Consider the following 15,206-nt stretch of genomic DNA (forward strand, 5'->3'; position numbering starts at 1 on the left):
ACCCCCGCCCCCAGCGACACCGTCGGCATCAACCTTCCCAAGCCCGAACGACTCCAGGCAGCTTGACAACGCCCGATTTCACTAGGAAATGGAGGCTTTTGTGACTGCTCGCGGCTGTTACTCCCCGGCCGGCGCACCCGCCTGAGCGAGATCCGCCTCGGCCGGCTTCTGGCTGCCGGCGAAGGTGAACACCGCATTCTCATGCGCGCCCTCGCCGTCCCAGTTCTCGACGTCGACGGTGATCAGCTGACCGGCGACGATCTCGTCGAACAGGATCTTCTCGGAGAGCTGGTCCTCGATCTCGCGCTGGATGGTGCGCCGCAGCGGGCGCGCACCCAGCACGGGGTCGAAGCCGCGCTTGGCCAACAGCGACTTCGCCTTGTCGGTCATCACGATGTCCATGTCCTTGGCCTTGAGCTGCTTGGCCACCCGGCCGATCATCAGATCGACCATCTGGACGATCTCTTCCTTGGTGAGCTGGTGGAAGACGATGATGTCGTCGATGCGGTTGAGGAACTCCGGGCGGAAGTGCTTCTTGAGCTCGTCGTTGACCTTGAGCTTCATCCGCTCGTAGTTGTTGTCCCCGCCGCCCTGGGTGAACCCGAGCCCGACAGCCTTGGAGATATCGGAGGTCCCCAGGTTGGAGGTGAAGATCAGCACGCAATTCTTGAAGTCCACCGTGCGGCCCTGACCGTCGGTGAGGCGGCCGTCCTCCAGCACCTGCAACAGACTGTTGTAGATCTCCTGGTGCGCCTTCTCGATCTCGTCGAACAGCACCACCGAGAACGGCTTGCGCCGCACCTTCTCGGTCAGCTGGCCGCCTTCCTCGTAGCCGACGTAGCCGGGAGGCGCACCGAACAGCCGCGACGCGGTGAACCGGTCGTGGAACTCGCCCATGTCGATCTGGATGAGCGCGTCGTCGTCGCCGAAGAGGAATTCCGCCAGCGCCTTGGACAACTCGGTTTTACCGACACCGGACGGGCCGGCGAAGATGAACGAGCCGGAAGGCCGCTTCGGATCCTTCAACCCGGCACGGGTGCGCCGGATCGCCTTGGAAACCGCCTTGACCGCGTCGTCCTGGCCGATGATCCGCTTGTGCAGCTCGTCTTCCATCCGTAGCAGACGGGTGGTCTCGGCCTCGGTCAGCTTGAACACCGGGATACCGGTCCAATTGCCCAGCACCTCGGCGATCTCATTGTCGTCGACCTCGGACACGACATCGAGATCACCGGAGCGCCACTGCTTTTCGCGCTCCGCGCGCTGCGCGACGAGTTGCTTCTCCCGATCCCGCAGGCTGGCCGCCTTCTCGAAGTCCTGCGCGTCGATCGCGGACTCCTTCTCACGGCGCGCGTCGGCGATCTTCTCGTCGAACTCGCGCAGGTCCGGCGGTGCGGTCATCCGGCGGATCCGCATCCGCGCACCGGCCTCGTCGATCAGGTCGATCGCCTTGTCCGGCAGGAACCGGTCGTTGATGTAGCGGTCGGCCAGGGTGGCTGCCGCCACGATGGCCGAGTCGGTGATCGAGACCCGGTGGTGGGCTTCGTAACGGTCCCGCAGGCCCTTGAGGATCTCGATGGTGTGCTCGACAGTGGGCTCACCGACCTGCACCGGCTGGAACCGCCGCTCCAGGGCGGCGTCCTTCTCGATGTACTTGCGGTACTCGTCGAGGGTGGTGGCGCCGATCGTTTGAAGTTCACCACGAGCGAGCTTCGGTTTCAGGATCGAGGCCGCGTCGATCGCGCCCTCGGCCGCGCCGGCACCGACCAGGGTGTGCAACTCGTCGATGAACAAGATGATGTCGCCGCGGGTGTTGATCTCCTTGAGGACCTTCTTCAGCCGCTCCTCGAAGTCACCGCGGTACCGGCTGCCGGCCACCAGCGAGCCCAGGTCAAGGGTGTAAAGCTGCTTGTCCTTGAGCGTCTCCGGAACCTCGCCGGCCACGATCGCCTGGGCCAGTCCCTCCACGACGGCCGTCTTGCCGACGCCGGGCTCACCGATCAGCACCGGGTTGTTCTTGGTGCGCCGGGAAAGCACCTGCATGACCCGCTCGATTTCCTTCTCCCGGCCGATAACCGGGTCGAGCTTGCCCTCCATCGCCGCGGCGGTCAGGTTGCGGCCGAACTGGTCGAGCACCAATGAGGTGGACGGCGAGCCGGACTCCCCGCCGCGGCCACCGGTGCCGGCTTCGGCGGTCTCCTTGCCCTGGTAGCCACTCAGCAGCTGGATGACCTGCTGACGCACCCGGGTCAGGTCGGCACCCAACTTGACCAGCACCTGCGCGGCAACACCCTCACCCTCTCGGATCAGGCCGAGCAGAATGTGCTCGGTGCCGATGTAGTTGTGGCCGAGCTGCAACGCCTCACGCAGGCTCAGCTCGAGCACCTTCTTGGCACGGGGGGTGAACGGGATGTGCCCGGACGGCGCCTGCTGGCCCTGGCCGATGATCTCCTCGACCTGGCTGCGCACGCCCTCCAGGGAGATGCCCAGCGACTCCAGCGACTTGGCGGCCACGCCTTCGCCCTCGTGGATCAGGCCCAACAGGATGTGCTCGGTCCCGATGTAGTTGTGGTTCAGCATCCGGGCCTCTTCCTGGGCCAGGACGACAACCCTGCGGGCGCGGTCGGTAAATCTTTCGAACATCGGCGGTTACCTGCTCTCCCTCACCATCGGTACCTGGTCGGCCTCACGTACCTGCCGTCCACTGTAGTGGGCGGCACAGCGCACTGTGACCTGCCGTGCAATGCGCACTGAATCGACCACTTGCGGTGGCAGACCCCGAATGGCCTGGCACCTGATGTAAGGGAGTAACGCCGTGGCCCCCGAATGCGTTCCGGGGGGGCATCCGGTTCGCCAGAAGCGAAACGCCGGGTTGATGCGGCGGTCCCAGCTTCGGCTCTCCTTCGTCGAGCCTCGCTGAACGGCCTGGGTCCATGCGGCGGTCCCAGCTTCGGCTCTCCTTCGTCGAGCCTCGCTGAACCGCCTGGGTCCATGCGGCGGTCCCAGCTTCGGCTCTCCTTCGTCGAGCCTCGCTGAACCGCCGGGTCAGCTTGCGGCGTGAAAGGCGTCGATGATGTCGGCCGGGATACGACCGCGTGTCGACACGTTGTGGCCGTTGCGGCGAGCCCATTCGCGGATCGCGGCGCTTTGTTCGCGGTCGATCGTTCCGCGGCGGCCACCACCCGCCCGTCCTCGCCGGCGCCCGCCGACCCGACGGCCCGCGTCGGCCCACTTCTTCAACTCAGCGCGCAGTTTCCCGGCATTCTTGCTTGAAAGGTCGATCTCGTAGGTCACCCCGTCCAGCCCGAATTCGACTGTTTCGTCGGCGGCACCTTCACCATCGAAATCATCGATCAAGGTGACGGTCACTTTTTTCGCCATTGGCACCCCTCAGTTAGCTTTCGTGCGCGCAAACTGTGCGCAAAGCCGTATTCGACCTCGCGGACCAATGTGCCATAAAAATACGCCTGCTTCAACACAACAGGTGCCGGCAGGAGTTTCAGTTGCCGTGACGCCGAACAATCGGGAACAAAACGGTGTCCCTAATTGACAGGCCTGTCAAGACCATCAGCAGCCGGTCGATGCCCATTCCGGTACCGGTACACGGCGGCATCGCGTGTTCCATCGCGACCAGGAAGTCCTCGTCAAGGGCCATCGCCTCGTCGTCGCCGGCCGCCGCGGCACGCGCCTGGGCCTCGAAACGGTCGCGCTGCACCACCGGGTCGATGAGCTCGGAGTAGCCGGTGGCCAGTTCAACGCCCCGCATGTACAGATCCCACTTCTCGGTGACCCCGTCGATGCTGCGGTGCTGGCGGGTCAGCGGAGTCGTCTCGACCGGGAAGTCCCTGACGAAAGTCGGGGCGCTCAGGCCGTGGCCGACCGTGTGTTCCCACAGCTCCTCGACCAGCTTGCCGTGCCCGTAGCCGCGGTCGGTGGGAATTTCCACACCCAGGCGGTCGGCGACGGCCCATAACCGATCGGCCGGGGTCGCCGGGGTGATCTCCTCGCCGATCGCCTCAGACAGTGACGGATACATTTCAACGGTCACCCATTCGCCGTCAATGTCGTAGAAGCTGCCGTCGGGCAGCGGCAGTTGACGGGTCCCGATCACTTCGTCCGCGACCTCTTGAATAATCTCCCGGGTAGCCACGGCCGAGTCATCATAGGTGCCATAGGCCTGGTAGGTCTCCAGCATCGAGAACTCCGGGGAATGGGTGGAATCCGCGCCTTCGTTTCGGAACACCCGATTGAGTTCGAAGACTCGGTCGAACCCGCCGACAACGCACCGTTTCAGGAACAGTTCGGGAGCGATTCGCAGGTAAAGATCCGCGTCGAGAGCGTTCGAATGGGTGACGAACGGCCGGGCCGCCGCCCCACCGGCCAATGTCTGCAACATCGGCGTTTCGACTTCGAGGAATCCGTGGCGCTCCAATGAGGAGCGAACGGCTCGAACGATAGCGATCCGCTGGCGAGCCACGGTGCGCGCCTCCGGACGGACGATCAGGTCGACATAGCGCTGCCGGACCCGCGACTCCTCGCTCATCTCCTTGTGTGCGACCGGCAGTGGCCGCAGCGACTTCGACGCCATCTCCCAGGAATCGGCCAGCACCGACAGCTCGCCGCGGCGGGAGCTGATCACCTCGCCGTGCACGTAGACGATGTCGCCGAGGTCGACGTCGGACTTCCATGCCTCCAACACCTGCTCGCCGACGCCGGCCAGGCTGATCATCACCTGCAACTGGGTGCCGTCGCCCTCTTGCAGGGTGGCGAAGCACAATTTGCCGGAGTTGCGGGCGAACACCACCCGGCCGGCGACGCCGACGACCTCGCCGGTGGCGGTGTCGGCGGCAAGGTCGGGGTGGGCGGCCCGGATCTGGGCGAGCGTGTGGGTGCGGTCGACGGCCACCGGGTACGGATCGCGGCCCTGCTGAAGCAACCGGGCCCGCTTGTCGCGGCGGATCCGGAACTGCTCGGGAAGATCGAGATCGTCGTTCTGCGACAGGTCTGGGGTATCGGCGGAGCTCACGACGTGCCAGCTTAATCAACCGGCGGGCGCTCAGCGCGCCGGCCGCAACCTGCCCCGTTGACTGTCCCGGTTGCGTTCGAACACCAACCGCAGCCCGTCCAGGGTCAGGTTGGCGTCGTACTGGTCGACCGTTTCCAAGTCGGCGAGCAACAGCGGAGCGGTGTGCCCGGTTGCCACCACAGTCACGTTGTCCCCGAAGCCGGGTGCATCGTCGCGGACCCGTCGCACCAGTCCGTCGACCAGCCCGGCGAAACCGAACACCGCACCGGCCTGCATGCATTCGACGGTGTTCTTGCCGATCACCGAGCGCGGGCGGGTGAGCTCGACCCGGCGCAACCCCGCGGATCGGGCCGCGGCGGCGTCCGAGGAGATCTGAACCCCGGGCGCGATGGCGCCGCCCAGGAATTCACCCTTGGCCGAAACCACGTCGACGCAGATCGACGAACCGAAGTCCACCACGATCGCCGCCGTATTGAACTTGTGGAAGGCAGCCAGGCAGTTGACGATCCGGTCGGCGCCGACTTCCTTGGGATTGTCCACCAGCAGTGGGATACCGGTGCGCACGCCCGGTTCGATCAGCACCGACGGCACCGAGGGCCAGTACTGATCGAGCATCAGCCGGACCTCGTGCAGCACCGACGGCACGGTGGACAACGCGGCAGCACCGGTGAGCTGTTCACCGTCGTCACCGATCAGGCCGTCCAGGGTCAGCGCCAGCTCGTCGGCAGTGATCTCCGCTTCGGTGCGAATCCGCCACTGCTGCACGACGTTTCCGTGTTCGCCCGAACCGGCGATCAGGCCGATGACGGTGTGGGTGTTGCGGACGTCGATGGCCAGCAGCACGGCTATCGCACGCTTCTGGGTGAGAGTAGATCCGACACGTCGTCGGGCACGAAGGCCGGGTCGTCGCCGAGGTCCACTTGCTTGTTGTCGGAGTCGACGAAGACGATCCTGGGCCGGTAGCGGCGGGCCTCGGCGTCCTCCATCGTGCCGTAGGCGATCAGGATCACCAGATCGCCGGGGTGCACCAGATGCGCTGCGGCACCGTTGATCCCGATAACACCGCTGCCCCGCTCCCCGGTGATGGCATAGGTCACCAGCCGAGCGCCGTTGTCGATGTCGACGATGGTGACCTGCTCGCCTTCGAGCAGGTCGGCGGCCTCCATCAGATCGGCGTCGATGGTCACCGAGCCGACATAGTGCAGGTCGGCATGGGTGACCGTGGCACGGTGAATCTTCGACTTGAGCATCGTCCGAAACATCAATTCCTCCGGTTTGATACGTGATATCGATCCGAACCGACCGACGCCACCTCGGCGTCGATGGGAAGTCCGAGCGTTATGGCGGCGTTGTCGATCAATCGGGTCGCGTCCACCCGGGCGGCGATCAGCAGCCGCCCCGGGCCGTCGACCGGTGCCGGGCCGAGGTCGACCCCGCGCACCTGCAGGTAGTCGACTTCGACGGCGGGCACCGCGGACAGCACCGCGCCGGCGGCATCGAGCACCGCGGTAGCCCCGTCCGAAGCCGCGTGCTCACCGGCCGCCAAGGCCGCCGACAGCGCCGCCGCGGCTTCGCGCTGCGCGGCGTCGAGGTAGCGGTTGCGCGACGAGAGCGCCAGACCGTCGGATTCGCGCACCGTCGGCACCCCCACCACGGCCACATCGAGGTTGAGGTCGGCGACCATCTCGCGCACCAGCACCAGCTGCTGATAGTCCTTCTCGCCGAAGAACACCCGGTCGGGGCGCACGATCGACAGCAACTTGCACACCACGGTGAGCATCCCGGCGAAGTGCGTCGGGCGTGCGGCGCCTTCGAGGTCGGCTCCCAACGCACCGGGGTGCACGGCGGACCGCGGGCCGTCCGGATACATCGCGGCGGCGGTCGGGGTGAAGGCCAGCTCGACACCTTCGGCGCGCAGCAGGGCCAGGTCGTCGTCCAGGGTGCGCGGATAGGCGTCGAGGTCTTCGCCGGCGCCGAACTGCAGCGGGTTGACGAAGATCGACACCACCACAACCGCGCCGGGCACTTTACGCGCGGCGCGCACCAACGCCAGGTGGCCTTGGTGTAAGGCTCCCATCGTCGGCACCAGCATCACCCGGCGTCCGGTCGACCGCAGCGCGCCGGTGACGCGGGCGACCTCATCCGGCCGGGCGTAGACGTTGAGCCCGCCGGCGGCGAAGGTGGGCGCAGACCCCCCGGCAGCGTTCGGCCTCACCGCGTCAGCACCGTCAGCACGTCGTCGGCGGCGCCTGCGCAGTGCGCGGTGCGCAGCGCATTGGTGCGATAAGCCTCCGCCAGATCGGGGTCCACGCCGGCCAGCGCTTCCAGGTGTCGGGCCAAGGTGGCCGAATCGCCGCGGGCCACCGGCCCGGTCAGTGCGGCCCGGCCGTCCCGCAGGGTGTTGGCCAGTGCCGCCCGCACCAACGGCCCGAGCACTCGTTCAGCTACGCCGTCGGGGTCTGCTACCCCGGTGGCGCCGAGTCCCCCGCCAACAGAAGGTCCCCCCAGGCCGGGCAAGGCCGCCCGCAACGCCGCCAGCGCGTCGTCGATCACGGTGACCACGTGGTTGCCGCCGTGACACAGCGCGGCGTGGTAGAGGGTGCGGGCGCTTTCGTCGACCCGGAACGGCTGGGCGCCGATCTCCAGCACCAGCGCCTCGGCGATGGCGTAGCCGATCTCGTCGGCGGCGGTGATGCCGAAGCAGCTGTCCGCCAGCCGGTCGATGTCCTCGTCCGCGCCGGTGAACGCCATCGCAGGGTGTATCGCCAACGGCAGACAGCCCTGCTCGGTCAGCGGCGCCAGCACGCCGATCCCGCTGGCACCGGAAGTGTGCACGACGATCGTTCCGGCGCGCACCGCTCCGGTGGCCGCCAGGCCGGACACGATGCCGGCCAGCTCGGTGTCGGGAACGCACAACAGCAGCAATTCGGCGTCGCCTGCGACATCGTGGGCCGGACGCACCAGGGTGTCTGGCAGTCGCAGCCGGGCGCGCTGCCGTGACTCTTCGGAGATGGCGCTGCAGGCCACCACGACATGGTCGACACGTTCCAACGCGACGCCCAGGGCGGTGCCGACCCGGCCGGCAGAGATGACGCCTACCTTGAGTCGGGCGGGCCGCAACCCGTCGAACTGCGCCATGCAGACGACCTCACAGGTTCTCTTGGTTCGTTCCAGTCCCGCGTTGCAGGTACCGGACGGTCGCGGAGAGTCTATCTCGATCGACCCTGGCCCCGCGAGTGACGTTGGTCGCAGATGCGGCTGTTACTCCTCGCGGCGGCGACGCCGGCGGCCCTCGGTGGGGGCGGTCTGCAAACGGGCCAGCAGGTCAGCCACCGACTGACCGCCGGTGTTCGGGGCGGCCTCGGTTCCCCGCTCGGAGCCGGTGGAATGGCGTGCCGCCGCAGCCGGGGCGCTTTCGGGCACCGTCTCCACCTGCGCCGGCTGGGCATGGCTGCCGGCCGCATCCGCCGAGTGCCGGGAGGGTGCCCGCCGGCGTCCCTCCCCGTCGGGACGTACCTGCTCGGCGCCGTTCACCGGAGCGTCGGCGGGCGCGCCGGGGCCGGCGTGGCGGCCGTGCCGGGACGGCGCCTCGGCGCCATGCTCGGGCACACTCGCCGCGCGGTCGCCGGAATACCCGGGCTCGTCGGCACCGTGTCGACCTGAGTCCGCGGGAGGATTCGCGGACCAGTTGCTGCCCGGGGAGCCGGGCGGTAGCCATTCCCCTTCGGCGCCAACCGGTTTCCATGAGGCGGGTGGCGGGGGTGACGTCGCGACCCAGGGTTGCTGCGGCGTCGGGGGCGGGGAGGGAGGCGCAGGCGGCGGCGGTTCGGGCCCGCGACGGGGTTCCGGCGGGACGAACGGCTGCGACGGTTGCGCCCAACGGCCCGGGGGTTTCTGGACTTCTTCCGCGGACCGGCGGGGAGCCTCGTCGGCGGGCCGGCCGGGGGCCTCGTCCGCGGCCCGGCGGGGAGTCTCGTCGGCGGCCCGACGGGGAGCCTCGTCGGCGGCCCGGCGATGCGAACCCCGGCGGGCGGTCTCGTCATGCGGGGTCTGAGGCGTCTGAGACGCCGCAGGCGTGGGAATTCCGCCGGTCGGAATCCGCACCTCCGGAACGTCGATGATCGGATTCTCGGCCGTTTGGGTGACCGCGTCCTCGGGATAGAACCCCGCAGCGGCCGGGGCGACTCGGGCACCGACGGACTCCCCACCCGAACGTGCCCAGTCGCTGTAGGCACGAATAGTCGTGCGCGCAGAGGAATCAGTCTCCAGCGCCGGCCGGTGACTCAAGTCGGCGTCGAAGAGGATCTCCAGGTTGGTCCGTAGCGCGGACAGCTCGGTTCGCAACGCGGCAACCTCGTCGGCGGCCTGCGCCCGCAGCTCCGATGCCAGCTCGCGGCGCAGCTGCGACTCCACCGTCAGCTCGTACTCGCGTCGTGCCGAGATCTCACGGTCCAGTTGCAGGTCGTAGACCAGCTTCAGGTCACGGGCCCGGGCTTGGTCGACGTCACTTTGCCGCCGGTAGATCACCGACACGAACGCCGCTGCGACCGCGGCCCACAGCGCCACGATGACGGCGAGCTTGAGTAACTCCACCCGACTGGTGAACACCAGTGCCGAACTCGCCGCGATCGCAAGGATCAGCAACGCGGTCATCAACGTCCAGCCCGGCCTGCGACCGCCACGCCGACCCGGGGCGCGGGACAGGACCGAATTCATCTGCGCCGCTCCACCTCGTCGCCTTGTCCCTGTCGCCGCTGCGCGACTGGGGGTGCCCCAGCGCATCCGCATCATTGCTGACACGCATTGCCCGACTGTACCTGTACGAGGTCATTCCGCGTGTCGCCCCGCTCCGGCGATTCTCACCCAGGTTGATTTCCGGTCAGCTGCCCGGACTGACCGGGATCCTGCGGCGATTTGCAGCAGTTCTGCAGCCACAGTGCGGCGACGAGCACAGCCAGCGCGCTCGCCGCGGCGACCGCGGCACCCCCGGTGTCCTCGGCCGCGGCGTGCAGGGTGGACCGGCGCGGCAGCAGGTAGCCCAGCACGCCCAACCAGAAGCCCAACACCAGCGCACCCATCCAGGCCGAGGCCTTGGCGATCACAACAGTGCGGGCCACCGCCAATGGGTCCAGCCACCCGGATCCGACGCCGATCCGGCCGTCATCGATCTTCCCCCGGACGTAGCGGCCCCAGGCGGCCTCGGCGACCGCGACCACCAGCAGCGATATCCCGGTCCACACGGTGATCGGCGGGAACCATCGGTACAACAGACCCATCGCCAGGTAGCTGAGGACGGCGGCGACCGCGGCGGCTGTGGTCACGTCTCGTTTGCGGGTCGGGCCCATCAGCGGTGCAGCACCAGGTCGGTCAGCCGCAGTGAGTCGCGGTCGGCGGGCTCCAGTTCGTTCAGCAGATCCGCCACCGGGCACCGCCGACCGGCCACCGTGAGCTGCGCCTCCGGCTCAACATCGAGCCACGGGACCATGACGAACGCCCGCAGGTGAGCCAGCGGATGCGGCAGGGTCAGCCCTTTGTCGCGAGACGCCAGCTCGGTCCCTCCTGGCTCACGGCAGCTGATCACGTCGACGTCCAGGGTTCGCGGGCCCCAGCGTTCGCCGCGCACCCGGTCTGCCGCCTGTTCGAGCTCGTGGGCCCGCCGCAGCCAACCGTGTCCGTCGATGGCCGCGTCGTCCGCGATCAGCACCGCGTTGAGGAAGCGCCCCTGGTCGACCCCGCCCCACGCCTCGCTCTCGTACACACCCGACACCTCCCGCACCGCAGCGCCGAAACCGTCGACGGCCGACTGCAGCCGGGCCAGTCGATCACCCAGGTTGGACCCGATGGAAAGCACCGCTTCAGTCATCGGCGCGCTCATCCTCGTAACCTTCGGCGCGCGTCATGCCGGGACCACCGTGCCGCGCCGATCGCGCCGTGACCGCCGCGCCACCACCGCTACGTCGGCGAAGGTCAGCGGGATGGGGGCGTGCGGCTTGTGCAACGTCACCTCGACGGCCTGCACCCGCGTATCGCCCATGACCTCCTCGGCTATCTCGGCGGCCACGGTCTCGATGAGGTCCCGGGCCGGGCCGGTGACGATGTCCGCGGCCCGCTGGGCCAGTACCCCGTAGTCGTAGGTGTCGGCCAGCGCGTCGCTTGCGGCTGCGGCGGAAAGGTCCATCCACACGGTGATGTCGACGATGAAATCCTGTCCATCGGCCCGCTCATGGGCGAACACCCCGTGGTTGCCGCGAACCTTCAGGCCGCGCAACTCGATCCGATCAGTCATCGCTCGTGTCTCCCTGCGTCCGGGCTGCAGTCCAGGCTTCCAAGACCCTAAGCGCGTCGACCGAGCCGCGCACGTCGTGCACCCGCACGCCCCAGGCCCCGTGCAGGCCGGCGAGCGCCGAGACCACCGCGGTGGCCGTCTCCCGCTCGTCGGGCGGCCGCGGCGTACCGTCCGCTCCGGACAGCAGCGTACCGAGAAATCGCTTGCGCGACGCCCCGACGAGGACCGGCATGCCGAGCTCGACCAATTGCGGCAGCGCGTTCAGCAGGGCCCAATTATCTTGCGCCGTTTTAGCGAAGCCCAGACCGGGATCGACGATCAACTTCGCCGGGTCCACCCCGGCGGCGACGGCGGCATCGACGGAGACGAGTAGATCGTCGCGCACTTCGGCGACGACGTCGCGGTAGTCCGGTACGCGGTGCGGGTGTTCGGGATCGACTGGGCGCCAGTGCATCAGCACCCAGCGGGCACCCGACGAGGCCAGCAGGGGCGCCATCGCCGGGTCGGCCCGTCCTCCGGAGACGTCGTTGACGATCCCGGCCCCGCAGTCCAGAGCTGCCCGAGCCACTGCAGCGTTCATCGTGTCGATGCTGACGGTAATGCCCTGGGCGGCAAGTTCTTTCACGACCGGGACGACCCGCTGCGCTTCGGCGGTCGGATCGACACGCACCGCGCCGGGCCGGGTCGATTCACCCCCGACATCGATGATCGCGGCTCCCTGGGCCGCCAGCGCCAAGCCGTGTTCCACGGCACGTCCGGCATTCAGGTAGCGCCCGCCATCGGAGAACGAGTCGGCGGTGACGTTGACCACCCCGACGACCTGGACGCGTGTCGGGCTCACTTGCGCCGGATGAGTTCCAGGGCCTCAGCGCGCGACGTGCTGTCGGATTTGAACTGTCCGCGAACCGCCGACGTGGTTGTGATCGCCCCGGGCTTGCGCACACCTCGCATCGCCATGCACAGGTGCTCAGCCTCGACCACCACGATCACTCCGCGCGGGTTGAGTTTGCGCATCAGGGCGTCAGCGACCTGCGCGGTCAACCGCTCCTGCACCTGCGGTCGCTTCGAGTAGAGGTCGACCACCCTCGCCAGCTTGGACAGGCCGGTGATCCGGCCGTCGTAGCCGGGGATGTACCCGACGTGCGCGACTCCGTGAAAGGCCACCAGATGGTGCTCGCAGGTCGAGTACAGCGGGATCTCCCTGACGATCACCAGCTCTTCGTGCTGCTCGTCGAAGGTGGTCTCCAGCACCGCGTCCGGGTCGGTGTAGAGCCCGGCGAACATCTCCTGATAAGCCCGCGCGACCCGCGCCGGGGTGTCGACCAGACCCGCTCGGTCGGGGTCTTCGCCCACCGCGAACAGCAGTTCACGCACTGCGGCCTCAGCCCGCGCCTGATCGAAAATCGCCGGCGTCATCGTCGACCCAACTTTCTCAGTCACCGGACGGCTGCTCGGGCCGGTTGTTCTCCGCACTGCGACGGCCGTCGGCCTCACCGGGAGGCGCCGGCGGTGGTGGCGGCGGCTGGCCCGCACCGGGGTACGGCCCAGCAGGCGGGTAGGACGCAGCCGGCGGGTAGTGCGAGGCCGGCGGATAGCCCTGCTGCGGCCACTGCTGGGGCGGATACCAGTAGCCGGCCTGCGGCGACGGCTGTTGGCCTGCGGGAGGCCAGCCGGGCGCATGCCAGCCCGCCGGGGCGCCGTAGTCTGGCTGGGTGCCCGGGGCTGCGTCTCCGCCGGCAGGCACGCCGTTGCTGCCGTTGGGAACGGAATCGCCCACCTTGGCTGCTGCTTCGCGGGAAGCCTGGGCGATCGCGGCCTTGAACGCCGGCTCGGGGACCGGCTGGGGCCACGGCTCGCCCCGCTCGATGGCCAGTTCGCCGGGAGTCTTGATCGGCGGCTTGTCGGACGGCACCCGCCCGCCGAAGTCGTCGAACGTCGTCAGTCGGGGTCGCTTGTTCACGTCGCCGAAGATCTTCTCCAGATCGGCGCGGTGCAGCGTCTCCTTCTCCAGCAGTTCGCCGGCCAGCACATCGAGGACCTCGCGGTACTCGGTGAGGATCTCCCAGGCCTCGGTGTGCGCGGCCTCGATCAGCTTGCGCACCTCGTCGTCGATGTCGCGGGCCACCTCGTGGGAGTAGTCGGGCTGGGTGCCCATCGCGCGCCCGACGAACGGGTCACCGTGGTCGGTGCCGTAGCGGACCGCGCCGAGCTTGGCGCTCATGCCGTATTCGGTGACCATGGCACGCGCGACCGCGGTGGCCTTCTCGATGTCGGAGACCGCTCCGGTGGTCGGCTCGCGGAACACCAGTTCCTCGGCGGCGCGCCCGCCCATGGCGAAGACCAGTTGGGCGATCATCTCCGAGCGGGTACGCAGCCCCTTGTCCTCCTCGGGCACTGCCACCGCGTGCCCACCGGTGCGGCCGCGGGCCAGGATCGTCACCTTGTAGACCGGGTCGATGTCGGGCATCGCCCATGCCGCCAGAGTGTGTCCGCCCTCGTGGTAGGCGGTGATCTTCTTCTCGTGCTCGCTGATGATGCGGCCCTTGCGGCGCGGACCGCCGATCACCCGGTCCACCGCTTCTTCCAGTGCCGCACCGGTGATCACGGTGCCGTTCTCCCGCGCGGTCAGCAGCGCCGCCTCGTTGATCACGTTTGCCAGGTCCGCGCCGGACATGCCGACGGTGCGCTTGGCCAGCCCGTCGAGGTCGGCGTCCGGGCCGATCGGTTTGCCGGCCGAATGCACCCGCAGCACCGCGCGCCGCCCCGCGATGTCGGGGTTGGTCACCGGGATCTGACGGTCGAACCGGCCGGGGCGCAACAGCGCCGGGTCCAGGATGTCGGGCCGGTTGGTGGCCGCGATCAGGATGACGCCGGCGCGCTCACCGAAACCGTCCATCTCCACCAGCAACTGGTTGAGGGTCTGCTCACGCTCGTCGTGGCCACCGCCCATGCCGGCGCCGCGCTGGCGTCCGACTGCGTCGATCTCGTCGACGAAGATGATGCAGGGGCTGTTCTGTTTGGCCTGCTCGAACAGGTCACGCACCCGCGAGGCGCCCACACCGACGAACATCTCCACGAAATCCGAGCCGGAGATGGTGAAGAAGGGCACGCCTGCCTCACCGGCCACCGCGCGGGCCAGCAGTGTCTTGCCGGTGCCCGGCGGGCCGTAGAGCAGCACGCCCTTGGGGATCTTGGCGCCCAGCGCCTGGTATCTGCTGGGGTTCTGTAGGAAGTCCTTGATCTCGTAGAGCTCTTCGACCGCCTCGTCGACGCCGGCGACATCGGCGAAGGTGGTCTTGGGCATGTCCTTGCCCAGCTGCTTGGCCCGGGATTTGCCCATCCCGAAGCCCATCCGGGCGCCGCCCTGCATCCGCGAGAACATCACGAACAGCCCGATCAGCAACAGCATCGGCAGCATGTAGATCAGCAGTGAACCCAGCACGCTGCCCTGGTTGACGACGGTGTTGATCTCCGCCTTCTTGTTGGTCAGCGCGGTGTAGAGCGGAACCGCGTACCCGGTCGGGTACTTGGTGATCAGCTTGTCGACCTTCTCGTCCTTGCCGGACTTGGCGGCCTTGTCGGCTTTGTCGGACACCTCGACGCTGGTGAGTGGTTTCTTCAGAATCAGCCGCAGCTGTTGCTCGCGGTCGTCGAGCTGAGCGCTCTTGACGTTGCCGCTGTGGATCTGGGCCACGGCGATCGAGGTGTCGACCGGTTTGTATCCGCGGGTGTCGTCACTGAAATAGAAGAACGACCAACCAAGCAACAGCACCACGGCGATCGCGGTGATGGTGCGGATCACGTTTTTGCGATTCATCAGACACGGCCGAACTCGGCCCCATTTCCTTCCAGTACATGCAGCTGGGCATGTTCAGGCTACCGTCCCCGGACATCTGG

At 68.1% G+C, this 15,206-nt stretch carries 14 protein-coding genes; all 14 read right to left on the reverse strand.

The features are described from left to right. Positions 1-117: 117 nt before the first annotated feature. Entirely contained in the window at positions 118-2,640 is a 2,523-nt protein-coding gene (gene clpC1 / locus ACZYY4_RS16320) for an ATP-dependent protease ATP-binding subunit ClpC (RefSeq protein ID WP_463811044.1), read from the reverse strand. Positions 2,641-3,042: 402 nt separating this feature from the next. Then, positions 3,043-3,378: a histone-like nucleoid-structuring protein Lsr2 gene (gene lsr2, locus ACZYY4_RS16325; RefSeq protein ID WP_463811045.1), complete on the reverse strand. Its 336-nt coding sequence runs from the start codon at positions 3,376-3,378 to the stop codon at positions 3,043-3,045. Between the two features lie 118 nt (positions 3,379-3,496). Next, entirely contained in the window at positions 3,497-5,023 is a 1,527-nt protein-coding gene (gene lysS / locus ACZYY4_RS16330) for a lysine--tRNA ligase (protein ID WP_463811046.1), read from the reverse strand. A gap of 30 nt (positions 5,024-5,053) precedes the next feature. Beyond that, positions 5,054-5,866, reverse strand: a complete 813-nt coding sequence (locus ACZYY4_RS16335) for a type III pantothenate kinase (RefSeq protein WP_463811047.1) — start codon at positions 5,864-5,866, stop codon at positions 5,054-5,056. 2 nt (positions 5,867-5,868) lie between these two features. Next, complete coding sequence (gene panD, locus ACZYY4_RS16340) at positions 5,869-6,285, reverse strand: aspartate 1-decarboxylase (RefSeq protein ID WP_463811048.1); 417 nt, start codon at positions 6,283-6,285, stop codon at positions 5,869-5,871. After that, positions 6,285-7,238 (reverse strand): pantoate--beta-alanine ligase, encoded by a 954-nt coding sequence (panC, locus tag ACZYY4_RS16345; protein ID WP_463811049.1) that lies wholly within the window; start codon positions 7,236-7,238, stop codon positions 6,285-6,287. Before panC ends, panD begins: the two co-directional genes overlap by 1 nt. After that, entirely contained in the window at positions 7,235-8,161 is a 927-nt protein-coding gene (locus ACZYY4_RS16350; RefSeq protein ID WP_463811050.1) for a Rossmann-like and DUF2520 domain-containing protein, read from the reverse strand. The genes panC and ACZYY4_RS16350 overlap by 4 nt, the downstream gene beginning before the upstream one ends. 123 nt (positions 8,162-8,284) lie before the next feature. Continuing rightward, positions 8,285-9,739 carry a DUF6779 domain-containing protein gene (locus ACZYY4_RS16355; RefSeq protein WP_463811051.1) on the reverse strand — a complete coding sequence of 485 codons (1,455 nt, stop codon included), beginning with the start codon at positions 9,737-9,739 and terminating at the stop codon, positions 8,285-8,287. Positions 9,740-9,882: 143 nt separating this feature from the next. Further along, positions 9,883-10,368: a DUF3180 domain-containing protein gene (locus ACZYY4_RS16360; RefSeq protein ID WP_463811052.1), complete on the reverse strand. Its 486-nt coding sequence runs from the start codon at positions 10,366-10,368 to the stop codon at positions 9,883-9,885. After that, positions 10,368-10,886, reverse strand: coding sequence for a 2-amino-4-hydroxy-6-hydroxymethyldihydropteridine diphosphokinase (gene folK, locus ACZYY4_RS16365; RefSeq protein ID WP_463811200.1), 519 nt, complete (start codon positions 10,884-10,886; stop codon positions 10,368-10,370). Before folK ends, ACZYY4_RS16360 begins: the two co-directional genes overlap by 1 nt. Positions 10,887-10,919: 33 nt before the next feature. Continuing rightward, entirely contained in the window at positions 10,920-11,309 is a 390-nt protein-coding gene (gene folB / locus ACZYY4_RS16370; protein ID WP_463811053.1) for a dihydroneopterin aldolase, read from the reverse strand. After that, positions 11,302-12,150, reverse strand: coding sequence for a dihydropteroate synthase (folP, locus tag ACZYY4_RS16375; protein ID WP_463811054.1), 849 nt, complete (start codon positions 12,148-12,150; stop codon positions 11,302-11,304). Before folP ends, folB begins: the two co-directional genes overlap by 8 nt. Beyond that, positions 12,147-12,725 carry a GTP cyclohydrolase I FolE gene (gene folE / locus ACZYY4_RS16380; protein ID WP_463811201.1) on the reverse strand — a complete coding sequence of 193 codons (579 nt, stop codon included), beginning with the start codon at positions 12,723-12,725 and terminating at the stop codon, positions 12,147-12,149. Before folE ends, folP begins: the two co-directional genes overlap by 4 nt. A gap of 16 nt (positions 12,726-12,741) precedes the next feature. Beyond that, complete coding sequence (gene ftsH, locus ACZYY4_RS16385; RefSeq protein WP_463811055.1) at positions 12,742-15,126, reverse strand: ATP-dependent zinc metalloprotease FtsH; 2,385 nt, start codon at positions 15,124-15,126, stop codon at positions 12,742-12,744. Positions 15,127-15,206: the final 80 nt, after the last annotated feature.

This window comes from Mycobacterium sp. IDUB_21, from assembly GCF_055419425.1.

Coding starts and splice junctions, on each gene's coding strand:
- panD (WP_463811048.1), bottom strand. CDS start 6,285: ATGTTTCGGACGATGCTCAAGTCGAAGATTCACCGTGCCACGGTCACC.
- ACZYY4_RS16360 (WP_463811052.1), bottom strand. CDS start 10,368: ATGGGCCCGACCCGCAAACGAGACGTGACCACAGCCGCCGCGGTCGCC.
- clpC1 (WP_463811044.1), bottom strand. CDS start 2,640: ATGTTCGAAAGATTTACCGACCGCGCCCGCAGGGTTGTCGTCCTGGCC.
- ftsH (WP_463811055.1), bottom strand. CDS start 15,126: ATGAATCGCAAAAACGTGATCCGCACCATCACCGCGATCGCCGTGGTG.
- folE (WP_463811201.1), bottom strand. CDS start 12,725: ATGACGCCGGCGATTTTCGATCAGGCGCGGGCTGAGGCCGCAGTGCGT.
- ACZYY4_RS16350 (WP_463811050.1), bottom strand. CDS start 8,161: ATGGCGCAGTTCGACGGGTTGCGGCCCGCCCGACTCAAGGTAGGCGTC.
- lsr2 (WP_463811045.1), bottom strand. CDS start 3,378: ATGGCGAAAAAAGTGACCGTCACCTTGATCGATGATTTCGATGGTGAA.
- folB (WP_463811053.1), bottom strand. CDS start 11,309: ATGACTGATCGGATCGAGTTGCGCGGCCTGAAGGTTCGCGGCAACCAC.
- ACZYY4_RS16355 (WP_463811051.1), bottom strand. CDS start 9,739: ATGAATTCGGTCCTGTCCCGCGCCCCGGGTCGGCGTGGCGGTCGCAGG.
- folK (WP_463811200.1), bottom strand. CDS start 10,886: ATGACTGAAGCGGTGCTTTCCATCGGGTCCAACCTGGGTGATCGACTG.